Genomic DNA, 13551 nt, shown 5'->3' with positions numbered 1-13551 from the left:
CAGCGGGTTCTAAAGCGCTTTTTTTCAGAATAGTTGTTATTTTTGTTGGAAAAAGGGAAAACGGTATAGGAACAATTATCGCTATTGGATAACTTCTGTCCTTACAAGGTTTTGAAGAATTGGACAAAACCCGATTGAATTTACTAGCAAATGAATCTATTGGGAGGGTATCTCATGCTGGAATACCACAAGTTGGAGGTTTTCAAGAATGAAGATGCTGTATTTGACAGAATCAAAGACCTAAAAGCATTCGGAGTACCGGAACGCCAAATTTGGGTAATTTCTCAACAGAAAGCAGACGCCAGGATGTTGAACGAACTAGCCAATATCCAATACAAAACCGTCCAAGGAGTCACTAGCGAAAAATTCGCATCCCTATTTTCGGACAAAGCTGTCGAGGAAAAGGTATTGGACAAATTCCATATAAGCTCGGAGGAAAAAGAGCAATATGTTAATCGGTTGAATGATGGGCAGCTGCTCTTGTATGTCGAAGATCCGGACCTGGAAGACAGTGTATCTTATCCTTCCGCCCAGCCGACTTTGTTTGATATTAATCAGGACAGGAATTAAGAAGCTTCAGAGAGGGAGTGATGCAGCCTCTCTCCCTTCTTCTCGCTCTAACTTGTGAACCAATTCACAATTATGCCATATCTTTTTGAACAAAATGTGAAACAGTTCACATATTCCTTTTCTTCCTAGAAAATCGTGGTAAGATGTAAGTGTAATAAGAAATAAACAAGATCTTGTAAAATTGAATGTGAAATGATGAACAAAGTTTAAAACCCTTATCTTATTTTAAAAAGGAGTGTTCTACTATGTTAGAACTATTAAGAAAAAATAATGTCGTCGCCGGTCTGTTAGCTGTCATCCGTTTATACTTGGGTTATCAATTTCTTCACGCAGGTATTGAAAAATTGACTGGCGGAGGTTTTGATGCCAGTGGGTTCCTGCAAGGTGCCATCGCTTCTGCAACAGGTGAACACCCTGCCGTCCAAGGATGGTGGGCAACCTTCCTTGAACATGTCGCACTGCCAAACGCAACGCTCTTCTCTTTCCTTGTCATGTGGGGTGAAGTACTAGTCGGTATCGCCTTGATCCTTGGATTGTTAACCAACTTTGCCACCTTGATGGGCATGGTCATGAACTTCGCATTTTTGTTCAGCGGAACGGTCAGCACCAACGGCCAAATGATTTTGTTAGCCATCTTTGTCATCGTAGCAGGCGCCAATGCTGGTAAATACGGCCTGGACAGATGGGCAATGCCTTTCCTCCGCAGCCATGCACCGGTTAAGAAAAACCATAAAAAAGAAACAGCAGCCGTATAAACAAATTGAATGATCAGTCCCCATCCGACCAAATCACAAAATGATTTGGTCTTTTTTTATGGTAAAACCCTCCTCCTTTAAAAATAATTTATCATTTTATGTTAGAGTTGAATGAAAGCTTGAAGATTCTAACTTTAAAGGGAGAGCGCTCGCCGTGCAGAAAAGAACTACTATTAGGCGATGCAATGGTTCCGTTATATCCTCGTGTTGTTTTCGTTGTTCGCAGATCATTCCATCACGGAGGCTGAAACCGGACGTGTACCATTCCTGGTTTTTTCCTATTTCGCTTGCATAGGAATTATACTGGGGGCTTCGCTTACGTTTTACTACGCTTATCGTACCAAATAAATCTCAGAACTGGATATGTTGAATAAACAGCGATAATCAGCCTCACTCGGAGCTTCCTGGTAAGAAATCGCGCAATCCATGGAAGCCTATTCACGCATTGTTTATCTGTTGGTTATTGTCCAGATTCTCCTGCTGGTAATTCATTTCTTTCACTAAAGAAAACACCATGGAAAGGAAACAAAGGAGAGAACAAATGAATGGCTATTTTCATAAGTTTTATTATTGCCTTGCTGGCGGCAGCTATTGCCTATCAATTTAGCGGAGGCAAGCCGAAAAAGAAGAAATACAAGATTTGGGGATTTACGATTATACTGGTGATTTCCCCCTCGTTGGCTTTTGGAATGGGATTGACGTTTGCAGTACTGGTTAAAAGCGGCTGGGCCGCAATGATCATGTTCTACCTGTTTCCACTGTTTTTTCTGGTCGGCCTTATTTTACTGCTGACAGGGATTTTCAAAAAGAAAGAAGAAGGTTAACGAAAGAAGTCTGGACATTTAGAATACTTAGGTTTTTATGCCCTTCCGATAGTTTGTGAGGTTTTATTGGGGTAACTTTTGACGGGCTTTTACAGGAAGGTCCGTTATTTCCCGTTTTTATGGACTATTTAAGTCCGTTCTATTCGTGGAGAATGTTTGTTAAAAGCAAAAAATAAGGAGGAAACTGATGAATCTTGGAAAAGCATACTTGAACATTGTTATCCAAAGATTTACAAGCGTTAAAAGTCTTGGAGAAAAAGCAATCAGGCAATTATCGGAGCAGGACATTCACTGGACTTACAACACGGAATCCAACAGTGTTGCCGTTATCGTCAAGCATCTGAGTGGTAACATGGTTTCAAGATGGACGGACTTTTTGAATTCTGACGGAGAAAAATCTAGTCGAAATCGTGACGGAGAGTTTGAAAATACTATTGCATCGAAAGGTGAACTCTTGGAGGTTTGGGAACACGGATGGCAAACGTTATTTGCAGCATTATATGACTTAACGGAAGCCGATTTGTTGAAAACGGTCTATATCCGTGGAGAAGGCCACTTGGTTATCGATGCGATTGAACGCCAACTGGCCCACTATGCTTCCCACGTCGGTCAAATCGTCTATATCGGCAAGCAAGTAAAAGATGCAGAATGGGAAACACTCAGTATCCCAAAAGGAAAATCCCAGGAATATTTGGAGCAAATGCTCGAGCAACAAAAAAAGAAAAACTAAACCATGTTAGACACGGGGTTAAAAAATGGATGCGACTTTTCCTATCGGTCAGGCGGTTTTCAACTATAGAGCAGCAGCCATACTGACAAAAAACAAATATGTGCTGCTGCATAAGCAAGTTAACGAAAGCCATTGGGCTCTTCCAGGCGGAAGAGTAGAAATTCTCGAAGACTCCCAGACGACCGTCAAACGGGAGATAAAAGAAGAACTAGACTGGGATATCGAAGTACATAGCCTGCTCTGGGTAACAGAGAATTTTTTCGAATATAAGGAACGGGATTACCATGAAATCGGGATGTATTACCATGCTTCCCCTTCCAAAGCAATAGAGGTGACTACAGATGCTTTTTACGGCGAAGAAGACGATCGATTAATCTATCAATGGGTCGCACTGGATAAACTGGAAAATATACATCTTGTTCCGGAGTTTCTAAAAACCTCGCTGCGAAATTTTCCCGCTTCCATTGAGCATAAAATCATCAAACAAACTTTTGACAATTTCCGGGGAAATAATTAGGGAAAGATAACCTTTTTGGAAAATGGTGTGCGCTAGCCGCATTAAAGAACAAGCGAAACCACTCACTTTTTTATCGAGTGGTTTCGCTTGTAAGAAACAGTTTTTGCAATTTTTCTAGTATCCGATTACATTGAAATAGAGAAATAAATGCGAAAGAAGGCTTTATCATGTCGGAATTTACACAAACCGCCACGGCAAATAACACCAAACGACCGCTTGTCCTTGCTGCTCTGGTGATTTCCATGTTTATGGCTGCTATTGAAGGAACCATCGTTGCGACGGCAATGCCTAACATCGTTGGAGACCTTGGCGGCTTTTCTGTTTATAGCTGGGTATTCTCTTCCTTCCTGCTTATGCAGGCCGTCACCACGCTTATTTATGGAAAACTTTCCGATTTGTTCGGGAGAAAACCTATCTTTCTAATAGGCGTCGTCATCTTTTTGGTCGGTTCCCTGCTATGCGGACTGGCTACAACGATGACCATGCTGGTTATCTTCCGGGTGATACAGGGTCTAGGGGCGGGAGCCGTCCAGCCAATCGTCACAACCATCGTCGGCGATATGTATACAGTCGAAGAGCGTTCCAAAATCCAGGGCTACTTGGCCAGCGTTTGGGGAATTTCTTCTGTCGTCGGACCACTGCTAGGCGGCTTTATTGTCCGTTTTTCCGATTGGGCCTGGATTTTCTGGATGAATATCCCGCTTGGTATTATCGGCATGATTGGTGTCATTTTGTTTTTTCATGAAGATGTTACCAAAGAAAAGAAATCAATTGATTACCTTGGCTCGAGTTTATTTTTCATCGCCATCTCCTCTTTAATTGTAGTGCTCGTGCAAGGAGGAGCAGCCTGGTCCTGGACATCCCCGCAGGTACTGATATTAATAGCCGTATTTATCGTCGGTGCCATCATGTTTATCTGGCAGGAGACAAAAGCAGCAGCGCCAATGATGCCGCTGGGGATTTGGAATAACAAATTGATCTCCATTGCCAACCTGGCAACTTTGACATCAGGCATGATGATGATCGGGCTGTCGAGTTTTCTGCCGACTTATGTACAAGCAGTCATGGGGTACTCCGCCATTGTTGCCGGATTCACCTTGTGTACCATGTCAATTGGCTGGCCGATTTCCTCTACCATCGCCGGTCACCTGGTCTTGAAAATCGGCTTCCGGACGACGGCGATTTTGGGAGGAACAGCTCTTGGAATCGGCGGGTTATTATTTGTATTTCTTGATCCAGGTAAAGGGCCGATTTATGCAGGTATTAGTTCCTTTGTAGTCGGGGTAGGTATGGGGCTGTCCAGCACAACCTTTATTGTTGCGATTCAAAGCAGTGTGGACTGGAAAACCCGGGGCGTCGCAACCTCTTTGAATATGTTTATGCGTATTATTGGCAGTGCACTCGGAGCGGCCATCCTCGGCGGTGTTCTTAACATGCGGATGAACCAGACCATGCAGGACAAAGATACTTCTGAATCCGGGCTTATCGACAGCACTTCCACCAATGCATTGCTGGATGATACCATGCGAAGGCGCCTGCCCGAGAGCACCCTGGAGCAACTCCAGAATTCCCTGTCCACTGCCCTACACGCCGTTTATATCGGCCTGTTCGCCATCGGACTAATCACCTTCGCCCTAACCCTCTTCTTCCCAAAGATAAAGCGGAAATAATGAGGGGACAGTCCCCATTCCTGCACAGGGACACACCTTGATCGGATTCGGGGACTGTCCCTTCCATCGAAAAAGCCCGTCCTGATCAGGTTTCTTACTAGGAAACTGGGAATAATGGCCTTTTCGGGGACTGTCCCCGGGCCGGTTTGGGGTCAGTCCCCTCTCCGGCTGGTGACTTATAGGACTATTAATGGGAGAATAATGAACATGAATTGTTTGGAGGTAATGACATGAGTAAGGACAAACAAATGGTAATAGAAGCGGTATATAACCAGCTAATTACTGCCTGGAATGAAAGAAACGCTTCAGGAATGGCCGAGTTATTTAATGAGTTCGGTGAATTAATAGGCTTTGATGGAAGCCTGGCAAAAGGACCAAAGGAAATCTTCGATCACTTAAGCCCAATATTCAGAGACCATCCAACACCCCCATTTGTTTGCAAAGTAAAATCTGTCCGATTTCTTTCTGATAACACGGTGATACTGAGGGCCATTGCCGGTATGATTCCACCTGGTCAGCAAACCATCAATCCGGAAGTCAACACACATCACACACTGGTAACAGTGAAAGAGAATGATTCCTGGAAAATCGAACTCTTTCAAAATACCCCTGCCCAGTTTCATGGTCGGCCAGAGCTAGTTGATCAGATGACCAATGAATTAAATGAATTGCACTAAGCCTCTTATACAGAAGGATGTGTTTCTTATGGTAAAGATAGTCGGAGACAAAGTCACTTTGAAAGAACCTGATCAACAAGCGATCGATGAACTATTCTACTGGAAGTACGAAGAACCAGAACAGGCGGCAAAAAAATGGAACGGCCCTTACATTCCAGAAGAAAAGGTAAGTAAACAAGAATACGAAGTAAGCTGGCGACGGGAAGAACCAATTGCTCCCGGGGTTCCTGCTTCCTTGATAATTTATGTCGATGAGAAATTGATTGGGTATGTCGGTGCCTATTGGATCGACAAAAACACGAATTGGCTGGAAACAGGTATTGTCATTTATGACAAGCATTATTGGAACGGCGGTTATGGCACGAAAGCCTACAAGCTATGGATTGACTTCCTGTTTCAACACACACAATTACATCGACTCGGCATGTCTACTTGGTCTGGAAATGTCCGGATGATGAAAGTGGCTGAAAAAATAGGTATGCAGGTAGAAGCGCGGATTAGAGATGCAAGAATGGTAGACGGGAAGTATTATGACGCCATCAAAATGGGAATGTTACGGAGTGAGTGGCAAAAAAAGCACGATTAATAGCTTTTTAAACAGAGGGACTGACCCCATTCGACATTGGGGTCAGTCCCCGAACGTTTACAGGGACAGTCCCCAATGTCGCTTGGCGACTGCCTCTGTAAACGAAATTCATTTCACTGCTTTCCAGATTGTCCAGCGGTCTTTTTCCGTGATGGGAGAATTGGACGGAAGAGAATGGTCGATGTGTTTAATCAATAACGCCAATTCATCGTCATTAAGCTCATGTAAGATACTTCTTCCTGTTCTTTTTCTTATATCTTCCAAAAGTGGCTCCTTTGCAGGGTACTTGCTTCTCGTTTCCCAAAAAGAGAGCACTTCAATAGAATGGAAACCTGCATCCTTAAGACTTTTGGTTACTTTCTGACTGGAATGCCTGCGCATCCTTTCTTTTTCCTTCAATCGTGGAAACAAGTCAAAAAAATAACCCCTTATATGGTTTTCACTTCCTGGCAGAAAACAATCCTCCGGTGTACGGTCTTGCACAATAAAATAGCCATTTGGTTCCAGAATACGATGCGCTTCTTGAAAACATGCATCCAAATCCGTTATATGATGGATCAAGGCTCTTTCAAGTACGAAACCGCACTGTTTGCTCTTTAATCTAGTATTTAAAGCGTCACCCTTCCGAAAAGTTAAATTAGAATATTCCCTGCAGTTTTCCCTTGCTCCCTCGAGCATAGCTTCTGAGTAATCAATTCCAATCACTTCCTTGATATCCAAATTCGCAAGCGCCTGTGAATAAATTCCGCCGCCACAGCCAATATCCAATGCTAGTGAAATACGCTCAATAGGTACTAGCCTATCTATAGTTTTTATCCAGGCATCATCAGCATGTCTTGTAGTATAAGAATTACGGTTTTTCCTATCATGAAAATCGATCCCCATCCCGCTCATCCTTCCCTTTACCGGTTCTATCCCTCTAGGTCCTTAGATAATTCCATAAGTCCTGCTTGCCCGCCGACTGGTTTATAACCAAGTCTTTGGTAAAAAACTTGTGTGGCAAGCCATTCTTTATTCGTTTCCAAGATGACTTTTTTATAGCTTAGCAATCGAGCCTTTTTCTCCAGAAAAGTAACCATTTCCCTGCCGAATCCTCTATTCCGGAATTTGTCCAAAACCGATATTCTGACGATTCTGCCTATCCTTTCATCTTCCCTGATTAGTCCGCCGGTGCATACAATCAACCCTTGGTATGTTCCTGTGAAGAGTGTCCTATGATTCCCTTGGTAGTAATCAGCCGGGCAAACTAAATCTTCATTCAGCCCGTTATCGATATAACCAAAATAGTCATACAGTCCTTCGAATATGACTTGCTTGGCCATATACTGGGTTTGATGATTAATAGGTACAATCTTCAACTCCCATTCGCTCATGCACATCTCTCCTTACGCATTCAACTCTCTTCGTAACGTTTTTATTGCCTGCATGACTTCCATTCGGTTCTTCTCATTATTCCGTTCGTTACGGGCATGAAGAAGCACTGGTCTAACCGATTCAATGGAGCGTCCGAATGACTCCATCCACGGATAACGCGGAACCATCCAGGTGTGAAAGTGATGGGTGGTGTCTTCGTTATAAAAGTAGTAAACTGATTCAATCCCCAACACTTCCCGCTGTGCCTTGCGGATGTTAGCAAGTAATTGGATATAATCTAACCGCTCCTCTTCTGTCAGTTCATCCATGCCTTTGATATGCCGCCTGGAGGCCAGGATGACCAATCCTTTTATTGGATATGCGACATCCTGATGCGCGTGGAAAAAAGCCGTTTCTATGATTGCGCCGCCTTCCGGTTCGATCATTCTACTGGTCAAAGCACAGCTAAGACATTCCACTTCCACCGTCTTACCGTTAGACAACGTTATATTCCGCAACATTCCTCCCCCTCTTCAAGAAAATCTTTAGGAAAGTATACTTCCTGCCTGCCTATGCAATGCAGGAATGATCGTTCTCAATTCCGCAAGCCCATCGATTACTATATCTGCCTGTGCCAGTTCTTCTTCACGAGCAAAGTCAAAATGACAACCGATGGATACCAAGCCATTTTGTTTGGCAGCTTTAATATCCGATAGCCTGTCACCAATCACCGCTCCATCCTCAATCCCGTATATGTCGACGATCTGCTTGACTAGATCCCCTTTATTCAAAGAGTCGATTTGTTGAATGCTGAACGTCTCCGTCACCCACTGATCAAGCCGATAAAACTCAACGATTGCCTGGAGATATCGAATTAATCCGTTGCTCGCTATGTATATGCTGCAGCCGCTTTCCACTAGATGTCGGAAAACGTCTGTGACATCTGGATATAAGGCTCCCCTTCCGCTTCTAATATTGCTTATCAATTGTTCCAGAAAGAACGCATCTGTTTGTTCCTTAATAGATTCAGGATGGTTGGGCAGTAACGTTCTCCACACTTCGGGAAGCGGAACACCCATAATGCTCCGGTACTTTTCAATTGGAGTTTCCGTATTCCACAATCCCTTACTTCTTAAATCCTGAAAAGTCTCCTCCAAGGAAAGCTCCAAAATCTTATCGGTTTGGAAAAGCGTTCCATCCATATCAAAAATAACATGCATCACCTAATCCCCCCTCATCGTTACCACCCATTATAACATGTGAATCGCCTCACAGAGGGACTGACCCCGATTCCAATCGGGGTCAGTCCCCAAAACCGAGGAAACTTGCTAATGTAAAAAGTGGCCCGGACTAAACCGGGCCATTTTCTATTCCTTACATTGTGTTGTTGCTCATTTAACCATTTTCAAGTGGATTACGAACTTTCCCTATAAATAAGTAGCGTTTACAGTTTCTTTTGGTATTGAGCTTTCACTGTACGAACGAATTTTTTTCCATCCGTCTGACTCTTTTCGGAAAGTTTCAACAAACAAATTGATTTTCCCATTTGATTCCCCATGCACTTCAAAAGTAACCCAATACACAGCCATTACTTCGTTCGCTTGCACTGGCGTGACAATGGGATCATGAAACATCCATTTTGGATTCCCTTCTCTGTACTGATCAAACGCCTTTTTCCATCCTTCACAATCCTCTTCGTATCCCCAATCGGAAATATTGTTACCAGGTCTTGCCCAACGAACCACAAGTTCCTTTGATAACAAGGAGATCATTTCATCAGGATTGCAACTGTTCCAGGCTTCTTGATACTTCGTGAAAAAGGAATTGAAATCTTCTATTAAAGCACTCAAATGTCTCCCCCCTTTCTATACTATATACACCTTCCATTTGAATACGATTTATCCTGCTAAATTCAAGCATAGAGAATGAATTAATCCATGCGGACACACCTATAAAAATAACGCCATCCTCGTTTCTATCACTTAGCAGAAAAAGTTAGTTCGTTGAATGTACAAAGTAACCATCTTCCGTTATACTACTAATGAAAGCATTTACATTTGGATGGAGGGATTATTAATGGCAGGAAACGTTAAACCGAATGAACCGTTGGTTACGCATATTTTCACGGCAGACCCTTCTGCACACGTCTTCGAAGGAAAAGTGTATATCTATCCTTCACACGACTTGGATCATGATGGAACTTCGAATGATAATGGTGACCAATATAAGATGAAAGACTATCATGTATTATCGTTGGAAGCTATGGATGCACCGTGCGTAGATCATGGAGAAGTGCTTCATCTAGACGACATCCCTTGGGCAAGCAAACAGCTTTGGGCGCCAGACGCTGCCTATAAAAACGGGAAGTATTACTTATTCTTCCCCGCAAGAGATCATGACGGTATTTTTCGTATCGGCGCAGCGACTAGTTCGAACCCTTCCGGACCATTTAAGGCTGAAAAAGACTACATACCAGATAGTTTTAGTATCGACCCTGCTGTTTTAGTGGATGATGATAACAGAGCGTATATCTATTTTGGTGGTCTTTGGGGAGGACAGCTTGAAAAATGGCAAACCGGTAAATTCGCTCCAGACGCAGAAGGTCCTGATCCCGCGGAACCTGCATTGGGACCAAGAGTAGCTGAATTAAGCGATGACATGCTAACTTTTAAAAATGAACCAAAAGAGATTTCTATTGTCGATGAACAAGGTGAACCAATTCTGGCAGGTGATGAAGACCGCAGATACTTTGAGGGCCCGTGGGTCCACAAATACAACGGACTATATTACCTCTCTTATTCAACAGGTACGACCCACAAAATCGTTTACGCAGTAAGCGAAAATCCGGATGGACCTTTCGAATTCAAAGGAACGATTCTAAAACCAGTCACCGGCTGGACTACCCATCATTCCATTGTCCAGTTCCGGGATAAATGGTATTTGTTCTATCATGATTGCTCATTGTCTGATGGCGTCGACCATAAACGCTCTGTAAAATTTACAGAGTTGAAATACAATGAAGATGGAACGATTCAAACAATTGATCCATATGATGTTCAAGACTGATAGCGGCCGGCTTCTGGAGAGAAGCCGGTTGTTTTTTCCCTAAAATTCGGGATTTGCTCTTCTTCATGAGGAAGCCGATCTTCTTTTGTCCTAAGACACCAGCTTCAACCCAATCGCTGCTCCCAGAATCATGATGATAAACGCAATTCTCTTCCAGTCTTTTGATTCACCATATATAGCCATGCCGGTTAACGCACCGCCTGCTGTACCTATACCGGTCCAAACTGCATAAGCAGTACCCATCGCCAACGTATTCATGGCATACGCTAGAAACAGAAAGCTTCCGGCAAATCCGACAACTAATAACACGAATGATTGCCATTTGTTGTCTTTATGCAGTTTATTGATCATCGTTACCCCAAACATTTCAAATATTCCTGCTACTACCAACGCTATCCAAGCCATCACGCTTTCTCTCCTTTCTCACCGGATTCAAGTTGTTTCAGACCAATGACGCCTGCTAACAACACGACAATTAATAGAACCTTCATAAACTGGAACGGTTCGCCGAAAAATACGATATCGGACACGACCGTGCCCGCCGTCCCCAGACCGACAAATACGGCATAAGCTGTTCCAACCGGAAGTTTTTCACCAGACTTAACCAGTAAATAAAAGCTAATAACAATAGATAAAACAGTCCCTATCCATGTCCAGCTATCATCTGCATGCTTTAAACCTATTACCCAACAAACTTCAAAAAATGCTGCGACGATTATTTTGATCCATTCTTTATTCAATGTATTTCCTCCTAGACTTACTTTCCTTTTCTCATATTAAAGCCCGGGAGACTACTGCTTGGCAGTACCTCCCGGGCTTTTATCCCTCCGTGTCACAACAAAAGCTGTGTGTTTTCTCTCGGACCTGGCCAGCGACTTTAACTGCGGAACCCTAGAAAACAAATCGTTCTATAAAATTTACATTCATTTTACCAAAAGTGGCTCGTAGATTCAAAATAACTGGACGGATATATACTATCTGAAAAACATTATTAATACGAAACGAAACCTTCATACTAGCCGATTTTAAAAGCAATCGGGCTTTAACAAATAGGATTGCCTTCGCTGTTCTTCATTCGACTCATCAATATGGTGTTATAATACTGTCCATCTGAAAGTAATTTGTCGTTTTTCAACACGCCTTCCACTTCAAATCCAAACTTTTTGTATAGATGGATAGCTGAGGTATTGGTTTCCAACACACTCAAGGTCATTTTGACAATATCGTTTGTTTCTGTCCAGACGATTGATTCACTTAACAAATTTCCTCCGACACCGTAACCCCAAAAATTCTTCAACACGCCCAATCCGAATTCGACTTTGTGTGCTGTCCGTCTTAGATTGCTGCCCGAACATCTTGAATATCCGATAATTTCTGTACCAGAAACTGCTACTAAAAAAAGATTACGGGGAGCCTTTTTATCTATTTTAAGAAGCTCTCGAAATCCAGCCGGGTCTATATAATCTTCTCCCCGTTCCCGATCCATGTTTTCGGTTTCTCCATCGATTTGCAATCTCACTTTTGACAGTTGTTCTGCATCTTTCTCCACCGCAGGTCTTACCCTGTACTTTAGATCGTGAACGATATAATTTTTTTCGCTTATCATCTGCTTCTCCCTCTACTAAATTCTCTCACTCCAGAGAAAAAAATTGTACCATTCACCAATCGAATCAAGTACCTACTTGTTCTCAATCAAACCTAACCCTATACCTGCGGGATCAACCAAGTATGCCAGGTAAAAAGATTCGAACTCCATTTTCTCTCTGACTACCATGGCTCCATTCTGTGTCGCCAATGCGAGCGTTTCATCTATCGATTCCACTTCTATTTGAATCCTTGTTCCATGCGGAAAATCGCTGGGGCCTTTACTGATTCCACCACTCATTCGGCTATTATCCGTATCGTTTCCCGAGATTAACGGCCAATATTCCCAGTTTGGTTCACCAAATTCCCAGCCAAACACCCTTGCATAAAATTGCACCGCTTTTTCTGGTTCCTGACTGCTTAGCTCAAATCCGATCACCTTTGCCATAAGTTTCTCCTCCTATCTACAAGGGGATTTCATATTTACTGTGCTCTCCATAATTGTTAGCAATACCTACCCGTGTGTACCGCTTTTGATAGTAACGATTCAACCCGCTGTTACTGGCCAGACAGTCAAATCGAATCCGCTTTTTTCCATTCTCTTTTGCAGTTTCACAGGCCCATTCGATCAGTTTTCCTCCAATATCCTTCCCCGCATAATCCCGGTCCACCACAACACGATGCAAATACACGGTACCTGTTTGCTCGACAGCTTCTTCCCAAATGGAACAATCCCATTCATTTGGCGTATCTTCCAGGGTAACCGAGGCAACGGTTTTTCCATCAGTCTCTAAAATGTATGTATGCTGACTGTTGATTGAATCCCTAACTTCATCCGTGTTGCCTTGCAAATCCGTTACATAATAATCCCATTGGTTTGTGTTTTTTGTCTGTAGCCACTTTCCAGCCTGTTGAAGCAAAGCGAGTACCCTGTCAAGATCGCTTTCTTCCGCTTTTCTTAACAAAAAATCCTGGTCATCAAGCGTCCACCGCATGTTCCATCTCCTCCCGTTTTTTATTTTGTGTAACCATTTCGATACATCCTACTGGAATCCTTCTGGTTCTCTGTCAAATGTGGTGGTGCGATTTTTCTTCCACCCTCTCTTTATCGAAAGGCTCATTCTAAAAACAGCTATTTTACTCAGACCGCAGAGGAAATAAACTCGCTTTCCGCGGACGAACGCCCGAGCCTCCTCGCAAAGCCCGCTGTGGGGTCTCG

The 13551-nt window shown here is 43.1% G+C and carries 19 protein-coding genes and 1 riboswitch; of the genes, 9 read left to right on the top strand and 10 right to left on the bottom strand.

Annotation, left to right across the window (positions count from 1 at the left end; translation table 11 throughout):
• Positions 1 to 174 precede the first annotated feature (174 nt).
• The 8 genes from BN1067_RS07890 to BN1067_RS07855 all read left to right on the top strand — a co-directional run bounded on the left by BN1067_RS07890 (position 175) and on the right by BN1067_RS07855 (position 6329).
• Positions 175 to 570: a general stress protein gene (locus BN1067_RS07890; RefSeq protein ID WP_053218342.1), complete on the top strand. Its 396-nt coding sequence runs from the start codon at positions 175 to 177 to the stop codon at positions 568 to 570.
• 245 nt (positions 571 to 815) lie between these two features.
• Positions 816 to 1325, top strand: coding sequence for a DoxX family protein (locus tag BN1067_RS07885; protein WP_053218341.1), 510 nt, complete (start codon positions 816 to 818; stop codon positions 1323 to 1325).
• Positions 1326 to 1870: 545 nt separating this feature from the next.
• Positions 1871 to 2149: a hypothetical protein gene (locus BN1067_RS07880; RefSeq protein ID WP_053218340.1), complete on the top strand. Its 279-nt coding sequence runs from the start codon at positions 1871 to 1873 to the stop codon at positions 2147 to 2149.
• A 187-nt stretch (positions 2150 to 2336) separates the two neighbouring features.
• Positions 2337 to 2879: a DUF1572 family protein gene (locus BN1067_RS07875; protein WP_053218339.1), complete on the top strand. Its 543-nt coding sequence runs from the start codon at positions 2337 to 2339 to the stop codon at positions 2877 to 2879.
• Positions 2880 to 2904: 25 nt separating this feature from the next.
• Positions 2905 to 3396, top strand: coding sequence for an NUDIX hydrolase (locus BN1067_RS07870; RefSeq protein ID WP_053218338.1), 492 nt, complete (start codon positions 2905 to 2907; stop codon positions 3394 to 3396).
• Positions 3397 to 3563: 167 nt separating this feature from the next.
• Complete coding sequence (locus BN1067_RS07865; protein WP_053218337.1) at positions 3564 to 5066, top strand: MDR family MFS transporter; 1503 nt, start codon at positions 3564 to 3566, stop codon at positions 5064 to 5066.
• 230 nt (positions 5067 to 5296) lie between these two features.
• The gene (locus BN1067_RS07860) at positions 5297 to 5743 is read left to right on the top strand and encodes an SgcJ/EcaC family oxidoreductase (protein WP_053218336.1); all 447 of its coding nucleotides are present in this window, start codon (positions 5297 to 5299) and stop codon (positions 5741 to 5743) included.
• Between the two features lie 28 nt (positions 5744 to 5771).
• Positions 5772 to 6329, top strand: a complete 558-nt coding sequence (locus tag BN1067_RS07855; protein ID WP_053218335.1) for a GNAT family N-acetyltransferase — start codon at positions 5772 to 5774, stop codon at positions 6327 to 6329.
• Positions 6330 to 6437: 108 nt separating this feature from the next.
• On the opposite strand, the gene BN1067_RS07850 is transcribed toward BN1067_RS07855, so the two are convergent.
• The 5 genes from BN1067_RS07850 to BN1067_RS07830 all read right to left on the bottom strand — a co-directional run bounded on the left by BN1067_RS07850 (position 6438) and on the right by BN1067_RS07830 (position 9532).
• Positions 6438 to 7214 (bottom strand): class I SAM-dependent methyltransferase, encoded by a 777-nt coding sequence (locus tag BN1067_RS07850; RefSeq protein WP_053218334.1) that lies wholly within the window; start codon positions 7212 to 7214, stop codon positions 6438 to 6440.
• Positions 7215 to 7240: 26 nt separating this feature from the next.
• The gene (locus BN1067_RS07845) at positions 7241 to 7702 is read right to left on the bottom strand and encodes a GNAT family N-acetyltransferase (protein ID WP_053218333.1); all 462 of its coding nucleotides are present in this window, start codon (positions 7700 to 7702) and stop codon (positions 7241 to 7243) included.
• 12 nt (positions 7703 to 7714) lie between these two features.
• On the bottom strand, positions 7715 to 8203 hold the full coding sequence (locus tag BN1067_RS07840; protein ID WP_053218332.1) for an HIT family protein: 489 nt from the start codon (positions 8201 to 8203) through the stop codon (positions 7715 to 7717).
• 24 nt (positions 8204 to 8227) lie between these two features.
• Positions 8228 to 8902, bottom strand: coding sequence for an HAD family hydrolase (locus BN1067_RS07835; RefSeq protein ID WP_053218331.1), 675 nt, complete (start codon positions 8900 to 8902; stop codon positions 8228 to 8230).
• Between the two features lie 207 nt (positions 8903 to 9109).
• Positions 9110 to 9532, bottom strand: coding sequence for a nuclear transport factor 2 family protein (locus BN1067_RS07830; protein ID WP_053218330.1), 423 nt, complete (start codon positions 9530 to 9532; stop codon positions 9110 to 9112).
• A gap of 226 nt (positions 9533 to 9758) precedes the next feature.
• Here BN1067_RS07830 and BN1067_RS07825 point away from each other — a divergent pair, with 226 nt between their 5' ends.
• A complete protein-coding gene (locus tag BN1067_RS07825; protein WP_053218329.1) occupies positions 9759 to 10748 on the top strand; it encodes a glycoside hydrolase family 43 protein in 990 nt (329 codons plus the stop codon).
• 90 nt (positions 10749 to 10838) lie between these two features.
• On the opposite strand, the gene BN1067_RS07820 is transcribed toward BN1067_RS07825, so the two are convergent.
• The 5 genes from BN1067_RS07820 to BN1067_RS07800 all read right to left on the bottom strand — a co-directional run bounded on the left by BN1067_RS07820 (position 10839) and on the right by BN1067_RS07800 (position 13327).
• Complete coding sequence (locus BN1067_RS07820) at positions 10839 to 11153, bottom strand: DMT family transporter (RefSeq protein ID WP_053218328.1); 315 nt, start codon at positions 11151 to 11153, stop codon at positions 10839 to 10841.
• Complete coding sequence (locus tag BN1067_RS07815; RefSeq protein ID WP_053218327.1) at positions 11153 to 11488, bottom strand: DMT family transporter; 336 nt, start codon at positions 11486 to 11488, stop codon at positions 11153 to 11155. The genes BN1067_RS07820 and BN1067_RS07815 overlap by 1 nt, the downstream gene beginning before the upstream one ends.
• 66 nt (positions 11489 to 11554) lie before the next feature.
• Positions 11555 to 11654: riboswitch (guanidine-I (ykkC/yxkD leader) on the bottom strand.
• A gap of 136 nt (positions 11655 to 11790) precedes the next feature.
• Positions 11791 to 12354: a GNAT family N-acetyltransferase gene (locus BN1067_RS07810; RefSeq protein ID WP_053218326.1), complete on the bottom strand. Its 564-nt coding sequence runs from the start codon at positions 12352 to 12354 to the stop codon at positions 11791 to 11793.
• Positions 12355 to 12426: 72 nt separating this feature from the next.
• Positions 12427 to 12780, bottom strand: coding sequence for a VOC family protein (locus BN1067_RS07805; protein ID WP_053218325.1), 354 nt, complete (start codon positions 12778 to 12780; stop codon positions 12427 to 12429).
• 16 nt (positions 12781 to 12796) lie between these two features.
• Entirely contained in the window at positions 12797 to 13327 is a 531-nt protein-coding gene (locus BN1067_RS07800; RefSeq protein WP_053218324.1) for a GNAT family N-acetyltransferase, read from the bottom strand.
• Positions 13328 to 13551 lie beyond the last annotated feature (224 nt).

Source organism: Virgibacillus senegalensis (assembly GCF_000821245.2).
GTDB lineage: Bacteria > Bacillota > Bacilli > Bacillales > Amphibacillaceae > Sediminibacillus > Sediminibacillus senegalensis.
This window is presented reverse-complemented; position numbering and strand designations above follow the sequence as displayed.